Below are 21,242 nucleotides of genomic sequence, written 5' to 3'. Positions count from 1 at the left end.
CTGGACCGGAGACACTAAATGACAAAGGAAAAAGGTGAACACAGTTTTGAGCTCGGGGACACCCAAGTCTTTAAGTGGAAAAAAAGGGCAGCTATTGTCACAATAGTTGGTATCGCCCTTCTAATTATCTGGATGATATTCACCCCCCTTGATGAAATTGCCAAGGCAAGAGGTACAGTAGAACCGGTCGCTCAAGTTCAACGAGTTGAAAGTCGTCATGGTGGGCATCTTATACAGATCGACGTAAAACTCGGGCAAACTGTAAATGCAGGAGACAGAGTTGCCCTCCTTGATCAAACTGAAGCCCGTTCAGAGCTTGAAGCAGCACAAGCCCGTATTGCTGGGCTTTCGCTAGAGATTGAGCGGCTCAGCGCGCTGGTCGACAAACGTCAGCCAAACTTTGGGCAGTTGGGGGATCAGTATCCTGAACTCGTTCTAAAAGAGATTGCAGCATTACCGGCCCAACGTGATCTGATGCGCTCCCAAAAAGACGTTTTAGAAGCCCAAATAATGGAAAAAAAAGCAGAAATTGCCGCCGTTGAGGCTGAAAAACCTGAACTGATGGCGCAAATTACCGTTGCGGAAGAAGAGCGTAGCATCGAGGAAGGGTTGGTTGGGCGTGGCCTTTCTTCACGTCCGCGGCTTGTCGAACTTCGAGAGCAAGCTGCCAGATACCGCTTTGAATTGGCGCAGCTGGCTGGGCGTAAAAGCATACTGGAAGCTCAAGTGGAGCAACTACAGTCACAGCTTGTTGGGATTGATCTGGATCAGGCGGCAAAAGCCCGTACTCGCATCGCGGAGGCAACCGGCGAACGCAGAGCACTACGGGCAGAAGTAAAAGGGTTAAAGCAACGACTGGAGGAAACTGTCGTACGTACTCCGGTTGCCGGCATTGTCCAATCCCTCCCTGATGAGACCATAGGGGATGTTATAGACCCTGGCGGCGTTGTCATTACCTTGGTTCCAATTGAAGGTGGGTTGCAGTTCAAAGGCAGACTATCGCCCAGAGATGTCGGCTTTGTCGAAGTTGGGCAACCAGTCAGATTGAAAATAGATAGCTTCGATTTTAGCCGTTATGGTGCCTTAAACGGGGTTGTCAAAGAAGTCTCTCCAACGACACATATGGATGAACGGGGTGTGCCGTTTTACTTGGTTGAAGTTGGCGTGGACCGCACTTTTTTCCGAGAGCCTAAAGCAGGTCTAACGCTTCAATCCGGTATGACCGGTGAAGCAGATATCCTCACCGGTTCCAAAACGGTATTCCAGTATATTTGGAAGCCAGTTTACACAAATCTGGATCTTGCCCTGTCAGAGCGTTGAGAGGTTTATCATGAGCAGTAAAGCTCCCATGGAAAAACTATCTTTGCTGAAAAAAGCAGCTAAAGCTCAAATTTCTCCAGAAGAAATTTTCGGCTGGGTCACAATAAATCCTGAGCCTTTGACGCCGGAAACTATGCAGGAACTCCATAAACCTTCAGGGGAAGAGCTTCATGGCTCTTCCCCTCAACCTCACCGAGAGCTTGTTTTTTCAGGGGAAGGGCTAGGAAAACTGTTGGGGACTAGCGCCCCGGAAGCACCAGATACGCCTCCCGCCGCACAAGGTAGTGAACCTACGGGGATAGGCAACCCAATTTCGGGCTTGCATCCAATTCATACCGGAACAGATCCTGTTGGTAGCAAGGGTGCAGCAAGCGCGGCTTCTCATTATATTCTCCCTAATCTGGGAAACGGAAGCCTTGCGGGTACTTCATCTTTTCATGCCGGTCACTCTACAAGTGGAGGGGGAGGAGGTGGTGGTGGTTCAGGACACAAGCAGACTGGGAATGTAGTCAGTGCAGGTCAAAACGGAACACCTGCAGTTGCTGCTCTAACGGCGCAAGGTAAAGAGGATAAGGACCTACCACTGCACATTCGCACAGTAGACAGTCACGGCAATGGTGATGGCGTTACTCTTGTGATCACTGGTGTTCCAAAAGGAGCTCATCTGAACCTTGGTCATACCGACCCACAAGGACACTGGCTAATAGACCCCGGTACTGATATCAGCCAGCTAAAGATGACACCGCCGCCGGATTGGTCCGGTCATGGCTTTCTCACGGTTATCGCCGTTCAACCAGACGGAAAAAATTCTCAAGCACTGCTGCCGTACCAGATTGCGCCGACCCCCGATGGTGCAATTATATCCGGTCGGAATCAGGGCACAGTTGTCGAAGATAAATTGGTTACTGTTACTGGCCAATTGAACATTACTGACCCTGATCCTGGGGAAGCTGCCTTTAAACCCGAAAGTCTTACTAGCAGTTTTGGTAGTTTAAAAATCGATAGTTCAGGGCATTGGTCATACTCTCTAAACAATGGACTTCCTCAGGTTCAAAGCTTAACGGAAGGTAGCAGAGGCTACGAAACCTTTCAGGTTCATAGTGTCGATGGAACCTCTCATCAAATAGTCATTGGAATTCAAGGTACTCAAGATAGAGCTGTTATTAGTGGACTTTCGATTGGCACTGTCACCGAGGAGACGGCGCTTCACACCGGCGGTCAGCTCACCATCACCGATCCCGACGCCGGTCAGGATCAGTTCGTGGCGCAGTCTCATGTGAGTGCCGCCCATGGCAGCTTCTCCATCCAGCCCGACGGCGCGTGGAGCTACAGCCTCAACAACCAGCAGCCGGCGGTGCAGGGCCTGGCCCATGGCGACCAGCTCACCGACAGCCTCACCGTCACCTCCATCGATGGCACCGCCCACCAACTCACCGTCACCATCAACGGCACCGACGACAAGGCGCAGATCGGCGGTACCGCCACCGGCACTGTCACCGAGGAGACGGCGCTTCACACCGGCGGTCAGCTCACCATCACCGATCCCGATGCCGGTCAGGACCAGTTCGTGGCGCAACCAAACGCCCAAGGCGCCCATGGCAGTTTTACCGTGCAGCCCGATGGCTCGTGGAGCTACAGCCTCAACAACCAGCAGCCGGCTGTGCAGGGCCTGGCCCATGGCGACCAGCTCACCGACAGCCTCACCGTCACCTCCATCGATGGCACCGCCCACCAACTCACCGTCACCATCAACGGCACCGACGACAAGGCGCAGATCGGCGGTACCGCCACCGGCACTGTCACCGAGGAGACGGCGCTTCACACCGGCGGTCAGCTCACCATCACCGATCCCGACGCCGGTCAGGATCAGTTCGTGGCGCAGTCTCATGTGAGTGCCGCCCATGGCAGCTTCTCCATCCAGCCTGATGGCTCATGGAGCTACAGCCTCAACAACCAGCAGCCGGCTGTGCAGGGCCTGGCCCATGGCGACCAGCTCACCGACAGCCTCACCGTTACCTCCATCGATGGCACCGCCCACCAACTCACCGTCACCATCAACGGCACCGACGACAAGGCGCAGATCGGCGGTACCGCCACCGGCACTGTCACCGAGGAGACGGCGCTTCACACCGGCGGTCAGCTCACCATCACCGATCCCGATGCCGGTCAGGACCAGTTCGTGGCGCAACCAAACGCCCAAGGCGCCCATGGCAGTTTTACCGTGCAGCCCGATGGCTCGTGGAGCTACAGCCTCAACAACCAGCAGCCGGCGGTGCAGGGCCTGGCCCATGGTGACCAGCTCACCGACAGCCTCACCGTCACCTCCATCGATGGCACCGCCCACCAGCTGACCGTCACCATCAACGGCACCGACGACAAGGCCCAGATCGGCGGCACCGCCACCGGGGCGGTCACCGAGGAGACGGCGCTTCACACCGGCGGCCAGCTCACCATCACCGATCCCGATGCCGGTCAGGACCAGTTCGTGGCGCAACCAAACGCCCAAGGTGCCCATGGCAGTTTTACCGTGCAGCCCGACGGATCATGGAGCTACAGCCTCAACAACCAACAACCGGCGGTGCAGGGCCTGGCCCATGGTGACCAGCTCACCGACAGCCTCACCGTTACCTCCATCGATGGCACCGCCCACCAACTCACCGTCACCATCAACGGCACCGACGACAAGGCGCAGATCGGCGGTACCGCCACCGGCACTGTCACCGAGGAGACGGCGCTTCACACCGGCGGTCAGCTCACCATCACCGATCCCGATGCCGGTCAGGACCAGTTCGTGGCGCAACCAAACGCCCAAGGCGCCCATGGCAGCTTTACCGTGCAGCCCGATGGCTCGTGGAGCTACAGCCTCAACAACCAGCAGCCGGCGGTGCAGGGCCTGGCCCATGGTGACCAGCTCACCGACAGCCTCACCGTCACCTCCATCGATGGCACCGCCCACCAACTCACCGTCACCATCAACGGCACCGACGACAAGGCCCAGATCGGCGGTACCGCCACCGGCACTGTCACCGAGGAGACGGCGCTTCACACCGGCGGTCAGCTCACCATCACCGATCCCGACGCCGGTCAGGACCAGTTCGTAGCGCAACCAAACGCCCAAGGCGCCCATGGCAGCTTCTCCATCCAGCCTGATGGCTCATGGAGCTACAGCCTCAACAACCAGCAGCCGGCGGTGCAGGGCCTGGCCCATGGCGACCAGCTCACCGACAGCCTCACCGTTACCTCCATCGATGGCACCGCCCACCAACTCACCGTCACCATCAACGGCACCGACGACAAGGCGCAGATCGGCGGTACCGCCACCGGCACTGTCACCGAGGAGACGGCGCTTCACACCGGCGGTCAGCTCACCATCACCGATCCCGATGCCGGTCAGGACCAGTTCGTGGCGCAACCAAACGCCCAAGGCGCCCATGGCAGTTTTACCGTGCAGCCCGATGGCTCGTGGAGCTACAGCCTCAACAACCAGCAGCCGGCGGTGCAGGGCCTGGCCCATGGTGACCAGCTCACCGACAGCCTCACCGTCACCTCCATCGATGGCACCGCCCACCAGCTGACCGTCACCATCAACGGCACCGACGACAAGGCCCAGATCGGCGGCACCGCCACCGGGGCGGTCACCGAGGAGACGGCGCTTCACACCGGCGGCCAGCTCACCATCACCGATCCCGATGCCGGTCAGGACCAGTTCGTGGCGCAACCAAACGCCCAAGGTGCCCATGGCAGTTTTACCGTGCAGCCCGACGGATCATGGAGCTACAGCCTCAACAACCAACAACCGGCGGTGCAGGGCCTGGCCCATGGTGACCAGCTCACCGACAGCCTCACCGTTACCTCCATCGATGGCACCGCCCACCAACTCACCGTCACCATCAACGGCACCGACGACAAGGCGCAGATCGGCGGTACCGCCACCGGCACTGTCACCGAGGAGACGGCGCTTCACACCGGCGGTCAGCTCACCATCACCGATCCCGACGCCGGTCAGGACCAGTTCGTAGCGCAACCAAACGCCCAAGGCGCCCATGGCAGCTTCTCCATCCAGCCTGATGGCTCATGGAGCTACAGCCTCAACAACCAGCAGCCGGCGGTGCAGGGCCTGGCCCATGGTGACCAGCTCACCGACAGCCTCACCGTCACCTCCATCGATGGCACCGCCCACCAGCTGACCGTCACCATCAACGGCACCGACGACAAGGCCCAGATCGGCGGCACCACCACCGGGGCGGTCACCGAGGAGACAGCGCTTCACACCGGTGGCCAGCTCACCATCACCGATCCCGATGCCGGTCAGGATCAGTTCGTGGCGCAACCAAACGCCCAAGGCGCCCATGGCAGTTTTACCGTGCAGCCCGACGGATCATGGAGCTACAGCCTCAACAACCAACAACCGGCGGTGCAGGGTCTGGCCCATGGTGACCAGCTCACCGACAGCCTCACCGTTACCTCCATCGATGGCACCGCCCACCAGCTGACCGTCACCATCAACGGCACCGACGACAAGGCGCAGATCGGCGGTACCGCCACCGGCACTGTCACCGAGGAGACGGCGCTTCACACCGGCGGTCAGCTCACCATCACCGATCCCGATGCCGGTCAGGACCAGTTCGTGGCGCAACCAAACGCCCAAGGCGCCCATGGCAGCTTTACCGTGCAGCCCGACGGCTCGTGGAGCTACAGCCTCAACAACCAGCAGCCGGCGGTGCAGGGCCTGACCCATGGCGACCAGCTCACCGACAGCCTCACCGTTACCTCCATCGATGGCACCGCCCACCAACTCACCGTCACCATCAACGGCACCGATGACAAGGCCCAGATCGGCGGTACCGCCACCGGCACTGTCACCGAGGAGACGGCGCTTCACACCGGCGGTCAGCTCACCATCACCGATCCCGACGCCGGTCAGGACCAGTTCGTAGCGCAACCAAACGCCCAAGGCGCCCATGGCAGCTTCTCCATCCAGCCTGATGGCTCATGGAGCTACAGCCTCAACAACCAGCAGCCGGCGGTGCAGGGCCTGAAGAGTGGTGACCAGCTGACCGACAGTCTCACCGTCACCTCCATCGACGGCACCGCCCACCAACTCACCGTCACCATCAACGGCACCGATGACAAGGCGCAGATCGGCGGTACCGCCACCGGCACTGTCACCGAGGAGACGGCGCTTCACACCGGCGGTCAGCTCACCATCACCGATCCCGATGCCGGTCAGGACCAGTTCGTGGCGCAACCAAACGCCCAAGGCGCCCATGGCAGTTTTACCGTGCAGCCCGATGGCTCGTGGAGCTACAGCCTCAACAACCAGCAGCCGGCTGTGCAGGGCCTGGCCCATGGCGACCAGCTCACCGACAGCCTCACCGTCACCTCCATCGATGGCACCGCCCACCAACTCACCGTCACCATCAACGGCACCGACGACAAGGCGCAGATCGGCGGTACCGCCACCGGCACTGTCACCGAGGAGACGGCGCTTCACACCGGCGGTCAGCTCACCATCACCGATCCCGACGCCGGTCAGGATCAGTTCGTGGCGCAGTCTCATGTGAGTGCCGCCCATGGCAGCTTCTCCATCCAGCCTGATGGCTCATGGAGCTACAGCCTCAACAACCAGCAGCCGGCTGTGCAGGGCCTGGCCCATGGCGACCAGCTCACCGACAGCCTCACCGTTACCTCCATCGATGGCACCGCCCACCAACTCACCGTCACCATCAACGGCACCGACGACAAGGCGCAGATCGGCGGTACCGCCACCGGCACTGTCACCGAGGAGACGGCGCTTCACACCGGCGGTCAGCTCACCATCACCGATCCCGATGCCGGTCAGGACCAGTTCGTGGCGCAACCAAACGCCCAAGGCGCCCATGGCAGTTTTACCGTGCAGCCCGATGGCTCGTGGAGCTACAGCCTCAACAACCAGCAGCCGGCGGTGCAGGGCCTGGCCCATGGTGACCAGCTCACCGACAGCCTCACCGTCACCTCCATCGATGGCACCGCCCACCAGCTGACCGTCACCATCAACGGCACCGACGACAAGGCCCAGATCGGCGGCACCGCCACCGGGGCGGTCACCGAGGAGACGGCGCTTCACACCGGCGGCCAGCTCACCATCACCGATCCCGATGCCGGTCAGGACCAGTTCGTGGCGCAACCAAACGCCCAAGGTGCCCATGGCAGTTTTACCGTGCAGCCCGACGGATCATGGAGCTACAGCCTCAACAACCAACAACCGGCGGTGCAGGGCCTGGCCCATGGTGACCAGCTCACCGACAGCCTCACCGTTACCTCCATCGATGGCACCGCCCACCAACTCACCGTCACCATCAACGGCACCGACGACAAGGCGCAGATCGGCGGTACCGCCACCGGCACTGTCACCGAGGAGACGGCGCTTCACACCGGCGGTCAGCTCACCATCACCGATCCCGATGCCGGTCAGGACCAGTTCGTGGCGCAACCAAACGCCCAAGGTGCCCATGGCAGTTTTACCGTGCAGCCCGACGGATCATGGAGCTACAGCCTCAACAACCAACAACCGGCGGTGCAGGGCCTGGCCCATGGTGACCAGCTCACCGACAGCCTCACCGTTACCTCCATCGATGGCACCGCCCACCAACTCACCGTCACCATCAACGGCACCGACGACAAGGCGCAGATCGGCGGTACCGCCACCGGCACTGTCACCGAGGAGACGGCGCTTCACACCGGCGGTCAGCTCACCATCACCGATCCCGACGCCGGTCAGGACCAGTTCGTAGCGCAACCAAACGCCCAAGGCGCCCATGGCAGTTTTACCGTGCAGCCCGACGGATCATGGAGCTACAGCCTCAACAACCAACAACCGGCGGTGCAGGGTCTGGCCCATGGTGACCAGCTCACCGACAGCCTCACCGTTACCTCCATCGATGGCACCGCCCACCAGCTGACCGTCACCATCAACGGCACCGACGACAAGGCGCAGATCGGCGGTACCGCCACCGGCACTGTCACCGAGGAGACGGCGCTTCACACCGGCGGTCATCTCACCATCACCGATCCCGATGCCGGTCAGGACCAGTTCGTGGCGCAACCAAACGCCCAAGGCGCCCATGGCAGCTTTACCGTGCAGCCCGACGGCTCGTGGAGCTACAGCCTCAACAACCAGCAGCCGGCGGTGCAGGGCCTGACCCATGGCGACCAGCTCACCGACAGCCTCACCGTTACCTCCATCGATGGCACCGCCCACCAACTCACCGTCACCATCAACGGCACCGATGACAAGGCCCAGATCGGCGGTACCGCCACCGGCACTGTCACCGAGGAGACGGCGCTTCACACCGGCGGTCAGCTCACCATCACCGATCCCGACGCCGGTCAGGACCAGTTCGTAGCGCAACCAAACGCCCAAGGCGCCCATGGCAGCTTCTCCATCCAGCCTGATGGCTCATGGAGCTACAGCCTCAACAACCAGCAGCCGGCGGTGCAGGGCCTGAAGAGTGGTGACCAGCTGACCGACAGTCTCACCGTCACCTCCATCGACGGCACCGCCCACCAACTCACCGTCACCATCAACGGCACCGATGACAAGGCGCAGATCGGCGGTACCGCCACCGGCACTGTCACCGAGGAGACGGCGCTTCACACCGGCGGTCAGCTCACCATCACCGATCCCGATGCCGGTCAGGACCAGTTCGTGGCGCAACCAAACGCCCAAGGCGCCCATGGCAGTTTTACCGTGCAGCCCGATGGCTCGTGGAGCTACAGCCTCAACAACCAGCAGCCGGCTGTGCAGGGCCTGGCCCATGGTGACCAGCTCACCGACAGCCTCACCGTCACCTCCATCGATGGCACCGCCCACCAGCTGACCGTCACCATCAACGGCACCGACGACAAGGCCCAGATCGGCGGCACCACCACCGGGGCGGTCACCGAGGAGACAGCGCTTCACACCGGTGGCCAGCTCACCATCACCGATCCCGATGCCGGTCAGGATCAGTTCGTGGCGCAACCAAACGCCCAAGGCGCCCATGGCAGTTTTACCGTGCAGCCCGACGGATCATGGAGCTACAGCCTCAACAACCAACAACCGGCGGTGCAGGGTCTGGCCCATGGCGACCAGCTCACCGACAGCCTCACCGTTACCTCCATCGATGGCACCGCCCACCAGCTGACCGTCACCATCAACGGCACCGACGACAAGGCGCAGATCGGCGGTACCGCCACCGGCACTGTCACCGAGGAGACGGCGCTTCACACCGGCGGCCAGCTCACCATCACCGATCCCGATGCCGGTCAGGACCAGTTCGTGGCGCAACCAAACGCCCAAGGTGCCCATGGCAGTTTTACCGTGCAGCCCGACGGATCATGGAGCTACAGCCTCAACAACCAGCAGCCGGCGGTGCAGGGCCTGACCCATGGCGACCAGCTCACCGACAGCCTCACCGTTACCTCCATCGATGGCACCGCCCACCAACTCACCGTCACCATCAACGGCACCGATGACAAGGCCCAGATCGGCGGTACCGCCACCGGCACTGTCACCGAGGAGACGGCGCTTCACACCGGCGGTCAGCTCACCATCACCGATCCCGACGCCGGTCAGGACCAGTTCGTAGCGCAACCAAACGCCCAAGGCGCCCATGGCAGCTTCTCCATCCAGCCTGATGGCTCATGGAGCTACAGCCTCAACAACCAGCAGCCGGCGGTGCAGGGCCTGAAGAGTGGTGACCAGCTGACCGACAGTCTCACCGTCACCTCCATCGACGGCACCGCCCACCAGCTGACCGTCACCATCAACGGCACCGACGACAAGGCCCAGATCGGCGGTACCGCCACCGGCACTGTCACCGAGGAGACGGCGCTTCACACCGGCGGTCAGCTCACCATCACCGATCCCGATGCCGGTCAGGACCAGTTCGTGGCGCAACCAAACGCCCAAGGCGCCCATGGTAGCTTCTCCATCCAGCCCGACGGCGCGTGGAGCTACAGCCTCAACAACCAGCAGCCGGCGGTGCAGGGCCTGACCCATGGCGACCAGCTCACCGACAGCCTCACCGTCACCTCCATCGATGGCACCGCCCACCAGCTGACCGTCACCATCAACGGCACCGACGACAAGGCCCAGATCGGCGGCACCGCCACCGGGGCGGTCACCGAGGAGACGGCGCTTCACACCGGCGGTCAGCTCACCATCACCGATCCCGACGCCGGTCAGGATCAGTTCGTGGCGCAGTCTCATGTGAGTGCCGCCCATGGCAGCTTCTCCATCCAGCCCGACGGCGCGTGGAGCTACAGCCTCAACAACCAGCAGCCGGCGGTGCAGGGCCTGGCCCATGGCGACCAGCTCACCGACAGCCTCACCGTTACCTCCATCGATGGCACCGCCCACCAACTCACCGTCACCATCAACGGCACCGATGACAAGGCGCAGATCGGCGGTACCGCCACCGGCACTGTCACCGAGGAGACGGCGCTTCACACCGGCGGTCAGCTCACCATCACCGATCCCGATGCCGGCCAGGACCAGTTCGTGGCGCAACCAAACGCCCAAGGCGCCCATGGCAGTTTTACCGTGCAGCCCGACGGCGCGTGGAGCTACAGCCTCAACAACCAGCAGCCGGCTGTGCAGGGCCTGGCCCATGGCGACCAGCTCACCGACAGCCTCACCGTTACCTCCATCGATGGCACCGCCCACCAACTCACCGTCACCATCAACGGCACCGACGACAAGGCGCAGATCGGCGGTACCGCCACCGGTGTGGTCACCGAGGAGACGGCGCTTCACACCGGCGGCCAGCTCACCATCACCGATCCCGATGCCGGTCAGGACCAGTTCGTGGCGCAACCAAACGCCCAAGGCGCCCATGGCAGTTTTACCGTGCAGCCCGACGGATCATGGAGCTACAGCCTCAACAACCAACAACCGGCGGTGCAGGGCCTGGCCCATGGTGACCAGCTCACCGACAGCCTCACCGTTACCTCCATCGATGGCACCGCCCACCAACTCACCGTCACCATCAACGGCACCGACGACAAGGCCCAGATCGGCGGTACCGCCACCGGCACTGTCACCGAGGAGACGGCGCTTCACACCGGCGGTCAGCTCACCATCACCGATCCCGACGCCGGTCAGGCCCAGTTCGTGGCGCAACCAAACGCCCAAGGCGCCCATGGCAGCTTCTCCATCCAGCCCGACGGCGCGTGGAGCTACAGCCTCAACAACCAGCAGCCGGCTGTGCAGGGCCTGGCCCATGGCGACCAGCTCACCGACAGCCTCACCGTTACCTCCATCGATGGCACCGCCCACCAACTCACCGTCACCATCAACGGCACCGACGACAAGGCGCAGATCGGCGGTACCGCCACCGGTGTGGTCACCGAGGAGACGGCGCTTCACACCGGCGGCCAGCTCACCATCACCGATCCCGATGCCGGTCAGGACCAGTTCGTGGCGCAACCAAACGCCCAAGGTGCCCATGGCAGTTTTACCGTGCAGCCCGACGGATCATGGAGCTACAGCCTCAACAACCAACAACCGGCGGTGCAGGGCCTGGCCCATGGCGACCAGCTCACCGACAGCCTCACCGTTACCTCCATCGATGGCACCGCCCACCAACTCACCGTCACCATCAACGGCACCGATGACAAGGCGCAGATCGGCGGTACCGCCACCGGCACTGTCACCGAGGAGACGGCGCTTCACACCGGCGGTCAGCTCACCATCACCGATCCCGATGCCGGTCAGGACCAGTTCGTGGCGCAACCAAACGCCCAAGGCGCCCATGGCAGTTTTACCGTGCAGCCCGATGGCTCGTGGAGCTACAGCCTCAACAACCAGCAGCCGGCTGTGCAGGGCCTGGCCCATGGCGACCAGCTCACCGACAGCCTCACCGTTACCTCCATCGATGGCACCGCCCACCAACTCACCGTCACCATCAACGGCACCGACGACAAGGCCCAGATCGGCGGTACCGCCACCGGCACTGTCACCGAGGAGACGGCGCTTCACACCGGCGGTCAGCTCACCATCACCGATCCCGATGCCGGTCAGGACCAGTTCGTGGCGCAACCAAACGCCCAAGGCGCCCATGGCAGTTTTACCGTGCAGCCCGATGGCTCGTGGAGCTACAGCCTCAACAACCAGCAGCCGGCTGTGCAGGGCCTGGCCCATGGCGACCAGCTCACCGACAGCCTCACCGTTACCTCCATCGATGGCACCGCCCACCAACTCACCGTCACCATCAACGGCACCGACGACAAGGCGCAGATCGGCGGTACCGCCACCGGTGTGGTCACCGAGGAGACGGCGCTTCACACCGGCGGTCAGCTCACCATCACCGATCCCGATGCCGGTCAGGACCAGTTCGTGGCGCAACCAAACGCCCAAGGTGCCCATGGCAGTTTTACCGTGCAGCCCGACGGATCATGGAGCTACAGCCTCAACAACCAACAACCGGCGGTGCAGGGCCTGGCCCATGGTGACCAGCTCACCGACAGTCTCACCGTCACCTCCATCGACGGCACCGCCCACCAACTCACCGTCACCATCAACGGCACCGACGACAAGGCGCAGATCGGCGGCACCGCCACCGGGGCGGTCACCGAGGAGACGGCGCTTCACACCGGCGGTCAGCTCACCATCACCGATCCCGACGCCGGTCAGGATCAGTTCGTGGCGCAGTCTCATGTGAGTGCCGCCCATGGCAGCTTCTCCATCCAGCCCGACGGCGCGTGGAGCTACAGCCTCAACAACCAGCAGCCGGCGGTGCAGGGCCTGGCCCATGGCGACCAGCTCACCGACAGCCTCACCGTTACCTCCATCGATGGCACCGCCCACCAACTCACCGTCACCATCAACGGCACCGATGACAAGGCGCAGATCGGCGGTACCGCCACCGGCACTGTCACCGAGGAGACGGCGCTTCACACCGGCGGTCAGCTCACCATCACCGATCCTGACGCCGGTCAGGATCAGTTCGTGGCGCAACCAAACGCCCAAGGTGCCCATGGCAGCTTCTCCATCCAGCCTGATGGCTCATGGAGCTACAGCCTCAACAACCAGCAGCCGGCGGTGCAGGGCCTGGCCCATGGCGACCAGCTCACCGACAGCCTCACCGTTACCTCCATCGATGGCACCGCCCACCAACTCACCGTCACCATCAACGGCACCGACGACAAGGCGCAGATCGGCGGTACCGCCACCGGTGTGGTCACCGAAGAGACCGCGCTTCACACCGGCGGCCAGCTCACCATCACCGATCCCGATGCCGGTCAGGACCAGTTCGTGGCGCAACCAAACGCCCAAGGCGCCCATGGTAGCTTCTCCATCCAGCCCGACGGCGCGTGGAGCTACAGCCTCAACAACCAACAACCGGCGGTGCAGGGCCTGGCCCATGGTGACCAGCTCACCGACAGCCTCACCGTTACCTCCATCGATGGCACCGCCCACCAACTCACCGTCACCATCAACGGCACCGACGACAAGGCCCAGATCGGCGGTACCGCCACCGGCACTGTCACCGAGGAGACGGCGCTTCACACCGGCGGTCAGCTCACCATCACCGATCCCGACGCCGGTCAGGCCCAGTTCGTGGCGCAACCAAACGCCCAAGGCGCCCATGGCAGCTTCTCCATCCAGCCCGACGGCGCGTGGAGCTACAGCCTCAACAACCAGCAGCCGGCTGTGCAGGGCCTGGCCCATGGCGACCAGCTCACCGACAGCCTCACCGTTACCTCCATCGATGGCACCGCCCACCAACTCACCGTCACCATCAACGGCACCGACGACAAGGCGCAGATCGGCGGTACCGCCACCGGTGTGGTCACCGAGGAGACGGCGCTTCACACCGGCGGCCAGCTCACCATCACCGATCCCGATGCCGGTCAGGACCAGTTCGTGGCGCAACCAAACGCCCAAGGTGCCCATGGCAGTTTTACCGTGCAGCCCGACGGATCATGGAGCTACAGCCTCAACAACCAACAACCGGCGGTGCAGGGCCTGGCCCATGGCGACCAGCTCACCGACAGCCTCACCGTTACCTCCATCGATGGCACCGCCCACCAACTCACCGTCACCATCAACGGCACCGACGACAAGGCGCAGATCGGCGGTACCGCCACCGGCACTGTCACCGAGGAGACGGCGCTTCACACCGGCGGTCAGCTCACCATCACCGATCCCGATGCCGGTCAGGACCAGTTCGTGGCGCAACCAAACGCCCAAGGCGCCCATGGCAGTTTTACCGTGCAGCCCGATGGCTCGTGGAGCTACAGCCTCAACAACCAGCAGCCGGCTGTGCAGGGCCTGGCCCATGGCGACCAGCTCACCGACAGCCTCACCGTTACCTCCATCGATGGCACCGCCCACCAACTCACCGTCACCATCAACGGCACCGACGACAAGGCCCAGATCGGCGGTACCGCCACCGGCACTGTCACCGAGGAGACGGCGCTTCACACCGGCGGTCAGCTCACCATCACCGATCCCGATGCCGGTCAGGACCAGTTCGTGGCGCAACCAAACGCCCAAGGCGCCCATGGCAGTTTTACCGTGCAGCCCGATGGCTCGTGGAGCTACAGCCTCAACAACCAGCAGCCGGCTGTGCAGGGCCTGGCCCATGGCGACCAGCTCACCGACAGCCTCACCGTTACCTCCATCGACGGCACCGCCCACCAACTCACCGTCACCATCAACGGCACCGACGACAAGGCGCAGATCGGCGGTACCGCCACCGGTGTGGTCACCGAGGAGACGGCGCTTCACACCGGCGGCCAGCTCACCATCACCGATCCCGATGCCGGTCAGGACCAGTTCGTGGCGCAACCAAACGCCCAAGGTGCCCATGGCAGTTTTACCGTGCAGCCCGACGGATCATGGAGCTACAGCCTCAACAACCAACAACCGGCGGTGCAGGGCCTGGCCCATGGTGACCAGCTCACCGACAGTCTCACCGTCACCTCCATCGACGGCACCGCCCACCAACTCACCGTCACCATCAACGGCACCGACGACAAGGCCCAGATCGGCGGCACCGCCACCGGGGCGGTCACCGAGGAGACGGCGCTTCACACCGGCGGTCAGCTCACCATCACCGATCCCGACGCCGGTCAGGATCAGTTCGTGGCGCAGTCTCATGTGAGTGCCGCCCATGGCAGCTTCTCCATCCAGCCCGACGGCGCGTGGAGCTACAGCCTCAACAACCAGCAGCCGGCGGTGCAGGGCCTGGCTCATGGCGACCAGCTCACCGACCACCTCACCGTCACCTCCAAAGACGGCACCGCCCACCAACTCACCGTCACCATCAACGGCACCGACGACAAGGCTGTAATTTCGGGTGTAGACACAGGCAGTGTTACGGAGAATGCTGCTGGGGAAGATAAATCCCCTGATTATGCTCAACCGCATATATCTATGCTTGGCAAGGCTCCTCTTTATGTCAGTGGAAAATTGACCATTATTGATCCGGATGTTGGCGAAGCCAGCTTTGACAAAAAATCTGGCGCCTATGATTACCATGGTAAGTATGGTGACCTATTGCTGCATGAAAATGGAGAGTGGCACTATCATGCCAACGCAGGCAACATAAAAGTTGTGGGTGGGCGACCGACATCTCAAGGCACGGCTATTGACCAACTGGGTGAAAACCAGACCCTCACGGATACAATCACCGTCCACTCAAAAGACGGAACTGCGCACGATATAGTCATCACCATTCATGGCAGTAATGACCGGCCCTACTGTTCTTCTGAAGTCTCCTTGCATCCAGGAACCGAAGATACAAGTCAGACCATCACCGCGGCCCAATTGCTCCAGAATACGGTTGATGTTGATGCAAATGACGCTGGAAAGCTGAGTATTGCCAACCTTCATTCAGACCATGGCTCCATTCAGGACAACAAGGATGGAACCTACACGTTCACACCCGAGAAGGATTACAATGGCACTGTTCATTTCACTTATGATGTAAAAGATGATCATGGAGGTCTGACACACACAGGCGCAACAACGACATTGACAGCTGTTGGGGATGCAGCGGTTATTACAGACACCCAAATTCCATCGGTCACCGAGGACCGCGGTTACATCAACACCCACTATGAACTGCAGGTCTATGGACACCTGGACATCAGTGACCCAGATCCGGGGGAAGCGAAATTTGATATCAATAAAGGCCCCCAAACCTATCAGGGTATAGGATACGACACCTCGATGGGTGGTCACGTATTACTTCAACAAGATGGAGACTTCATTTACTACATTGATAATCGAAAACCTGCAATCCAACAATTGGGTGCATCGCAAACGGCCACGGATACTGTTACAATAAAATCGGTTGACGGTACAACACACCAGATCCAGATCACAATCCATGGGACCAATGATGCGCCGGTTCTAAAGGCCGCAACCGCTTCTACAACAGAGGGGGGCACGCGCTTAACTGGTCAGATGTCAGCCACAGATGTAGACCATGGTGATAGCCAAACCTATTCTCTGACTCAAACCGCGCCTGCAGGTTTTGTATTGAATGCAGACGGCAGTTGGAACTTTGACCCAACAAACTCGGCCTATGAACACTTGGCGGCAGGTGCTACACAGCATCTATCAATCCCGGTGACCGTCACTGACAAATCTGGTGCAACAGATACCCAGAACCTCGTAATTTCTGTTACTGGCACAAGTAATGCAGCGGTGATCGGCGGTGTAGATACTGGCAGTGTTACAGAGAATACTGCTGGTGTTGACATGTCCCCCGATTATGCCCAGCCCGGTATGGCGAAACTGGGTAAAACTACTCTTAGTGTAGATGGGCAACTAACGATTACAGACCCTGATGCAGGAGAAGCAGAATTTGATAGCAAGGGGTATGGATTTAATTATCACGGGCAGTATGGAGATTTACTATTAAACCCGAATGGCACATGGCACTACCATGCGGACGCTGGAAGCAACCGTTTCGTGGGGGGGCTTGCAACATCACACGGGACTGCTATCGACCAGCTGGGCGCCGGTCAATCTGTAACAGATACAATTACAGTTTATTCCAAGGATGGAACTTCTCATGACATCACTATTACTATTCACGGCAGTAATGACCGGCCCTACTGTTCTTCTACGGTTACACTCAACAGTGGAACCGAGGATATTTCCCAGACACTAACCAAGGCGCAGCTTCTCGCCAATACGGTTGATGTTGACGCGAATGATGTGGGTAAATTAAGTATCGAACTCCTACGTGTGGATCATGGCTCGGTTCGCGACAACAAAGATGGAACTTATACATTTACACCTGAGAAAGATTACAACGGGCAAGTGCACTTTGGCTTCGACGTCCATGATGCTCATGGGGGGGTAACACACACGGGTGCAACAACAACGTTGGCTGCCGCCTCGGACAAAGCGGTAATCTCCGGAACGGATACTGGCTCAGCAATAGAAGACAAAGTATCTGGACGTATCGTCATCAGCGGGAATCTTAATATCACCGATCCTGATGGGCCTACACAAGAACACTTCCAGTTCAGCCAGTTTGGGGAGCACGCGATTTCCGACCCATTTGGGGGGAACCTACACATCGATGCCGCTGGGAACTGGAGTTATGTGGTAGATAACAGTAACCAACAAGTTCAGCAACTTGCCGCAGGGCAAGTAGAGCATGCGACGTACCGGGTATCTTCTGCAGATGGTACAACACACAATATTGTTGTTGAACTGCGCGGCACCAATGATGCTCCAGTTTTAAGTGCTGCGACAACTGCAGCAACGGAGGGCGGAAGAGTTGTCACAGGGCACATGACAGCGACGGATATAGACAGTCCTAAGAGTAGCTTGCATTATACCAGCACAGCCCAGATAGATGGGTTTCAAATTGACGCAAATGGGCACTATCGATTTGATCCCTCAAATGCGGCTTATAACAGCTTGGCTGAGGGCGCTCACAAGGCATTAACTATACCCATTACCGTGACCGATGGAGATGGAGGGCAAGCGCAGCAGAACCTTACAATAAACCTCACGGGTACCAATGACCGACCGGTTGTGACAGCAACATCCGCCGCACCAGTAGATATGGGCGAGGTAACAGACGGTTTAACAAAAACATTTAGTCCGGGCGATCTGCTGAAGTTGGCCGGTGCGACTGATCCTGACAATGATAACTTGTCAGTTACTCAAGTGGATGTGGACGCTCAATATGGCTCATTTGCTCAAAACAGCAATGGCGAGTGGGTGTTTACGCCCGTTCACGGCAAAACAATAACCGATATCCCAGTGACAATGACAATTGGAGATGGTCATGAAACAATACTCTCCCACGGATTGCTGGATATCAACCACATTCCTCTAGCAGTTTCGTCCATCAGTCAGGATACAGGACTTAGTCATTCTGATTTTATTACAACGGATAATACACTAGTTTATCATGGTACAGGCACACCTGGGCATGAAATCGTCTTACTTTATGGGAGTAATGCTTCTGCCATAGTAGATGCCAGTGGTCATTGGTCGATTGATGGTAGCAACTTCAATCTATTGACTGGCGATCACAATTTCAGATTCTATGATATGCAGGCAGGGAATTTTATCACTCAGAAAGTCTATATCGCTCACGATAGGCCAGTACTTGTGATCAACAGTGTTGGCGGGGATGACCTGATTGACAGCGGAGAGCATGGGAAACCTCTCCTCATCAACGGGGAGACAGCTAATGCTCTTGACGGAAGTAAAGTTGATCTTGAAATAGCCGGAATCCATTATTCGGCAACTGTACAAGGCAATAAATGGCAGGTGACTGTTCCAGGGCAAGATATTGCCGCCATTGCAGACCAAAACCTTCTGGTACAGGGCACACTCAATACACTGGCAGGAATGAAGGCTACTGCGCAACACCATTTCGTAGTAGCTGCCAACCCACTCACGATGCATACGACAGCCAGTTTGAAAGAAGATTCTTCAATCACAGCAATGGGGCAGGTCATCCCGGGACAGCAAGTCGGGCATATTGACCACCCTGGAGCCTATGTTGGAAATTACGGTACTTTAAATGTAAATGCAGACGGCTCCTATAGTTATCAGCTGAACAACGGCGACAAGGCTATACAAGGTCTCAAGACCGGGGAAGGGTTACAAGAAAACTTCCTGTTACCTGTAACGGAAACTTCCGGTCAAAAACACTCTGCTGTAGTAGCAATCAAGATAGCCGGAACGGATGACAATCCAATCATCAGCGGCACTTTGGAGTCAGAACGGGCAATAAAGCAAGGAAACTGGACTCATCTTCATGCGGAAGGAGAGTTGTTTGTTACCGATGCAGATAACAAAGATCCGCTGACTGTAACAGTGAATGGCCAAAGTTGGGTGCCGGGAGAAGCTGCAAATATTGATACGGACATTGGCAGGTTACTCATTGAGCCGAATGGCCATTGGACCTATGAGCTCATTCATAGTGGCCCTAAACAAGACGCCTTCATAGCAGCAGCACGAGCGGGAGGACACCCGCAGGAAACTTTTAAAATTGTTGCAACAGATAGTGATGGGCATCAAACACGTCAACATATTGTTGTTACTATGGCTGCCAATGGGCCTGACTACACGTTGCGCGGCGTGCTAAGAGCAGCGGTCACAGAAGATAAAGTGACGAGTGTAAGTGGCCATTTGGATCCAGTAAGTGGTGATGGCGTTCTCGATGAAACCCATCACTACACGTGGTCCGTTGATCCCAATGCAAATGGTTCTCACGGCACCTTTACTGTCGATGCCCATGGAAACTGGCACTACGCTCTAAATAATGGGGAGGCCGCAATTCAGTCTCTCAAGCACGGAGATGTCATACAAGATCATGCGACGATCCAGGCAACGGATTCCCACGGGAAATTAATATCGAGAGATGTAGCCGTTGATATAATGGGCAGCAATGATACTGCTGTTATATCGGGTCATCACACCGGGTCCATAAAGGAAGATGCTATACAAGCAGTCACAGGGCAGCTTGTCGGGCATGATGCTGACAGTGGGGAGACTGTAGCCTTCCAGAGCCAGCATGCTGTCTCAGGCACTTATGGGCACTTTGAAATAGATGCCAGCGGTGCGTGGTCCTACCGGTTGGATAATCACAATCCCGATACTCAGCATCTCAGTGGTGGGCAGGTTGAAACTGATACATTCCTTGTTACAGCGCATGCGACCGATGGCACTATATTGCATCAACAAATCACTGTTAATGTAAGTGGTCATGAAGATCATCCCGTCATATCTGGAGCGGATACTGGGTCAGTTACAGAAGATGCGTTGAGAGATACAATCTCCGGCCAGCTAACGGCTACGGATACTGACACTGGCGATAAGCCCACCTTTCTAGAACAAACACAGGTCTCAGGAAACTATGGAAATTTTTCCATTAATGAGCACGGCGCTTGGCATTACCAACTTGATAACTCTCTAACTACTACTCAAGGGCTTGATCATGGAGATACAGCTCATGAGAGTTTTCAAGTCGCGGTGCACACAGCAGATGGTGAAACCCAGACCCATACTGTTCAAATTGAGGTGCATGGGACGGATGAGGGCTTACATTTACCACCGCCATCTCCTCCAATAGCCAGTGATGAACCCATAACGGACGATATCCAACAGGTTGAAGAGGACAGTCTACTTCCGTACCTGACAGCCGTTGGCGCGATGCAAAGTCAAACTGGAACACAATTGGATCTTGAAGGAAGCACCTATCTTAATGCCGTCGGAGTTGAATATGCCATGCCTACAACCTTTGATGTGCCGGACGAGGTCTTAACCGAGTTGGATGGAGGCCTGCACTCAGGCGATCCCCAACCCGATATTCATACACAGCTGGACCCATCAGATACATTCGAAGATATACAGCCGACGGACCCCATGGATGAAAGCGGTTCGAATTAGATCTACAGTGTCTAAACTC

Annotated in this window: 2 protein-coding genes; both read left to right on the top strand. The window is 59.0% G+C overall.

The window, feature by feature from the left end; genetic code table 11:
• Positions 1–18: 18 nt before the first annotated feature.
• A complete protein-coding gene (locus tag P6574_RS21125) occupies positions 19–1,320 on the top strand; it encodes an HlyD family type I secretion periplasmic adaptor subunit (protein WP_310622324.1) in 1,302 nt (433 codons plus the stop codon).
• Positions 1,321–1,330: 10 nt separating this feature from the next.
• A complete protein-coding gene (locus P6574_RS21120; protein ID WP_310622323.1) occupies positions 1,331–21,223 on the top strand; it encodes a VCBS domain-containing protein in 19,893 nt (6,630 codons plus the stop codon).
• The last annotated feature ends 19 nt before the right edge of the window (positions 21,224–21,242 follow it).

Origin of the sequence: Pseudovibrio sp. M1P-2-3, assembly GCF_031501865.1 — a bacterium.
GTDB lineage: Bacteria > Pseudomonadota > Alphaproteobacteria > Rhizobiales > Stappiaceae > Pseudovibrio > Pseudovibrio corallicola.
This window is presented reverse-complemented; position numbering and strand designations above follow the sequence as displayed.

Bases quoted from the DNA above. Each gene is read 5' to 3' on its own strand.
- P6574_RS21125 (WP_310622324.1), top strand. From the start codon at position 19: ATGACAAAGGAAAAAGGTGAACACAGTTTTGAGCTCGGGGACACCCAA.
- P6574_RS21120 (WP_310622323.1), top strand. From the start codon at position 1,331: ATGAGCAGTAAAGCTCCCATGGAAAAACTATCTTTGCTGAAAAAAGCA.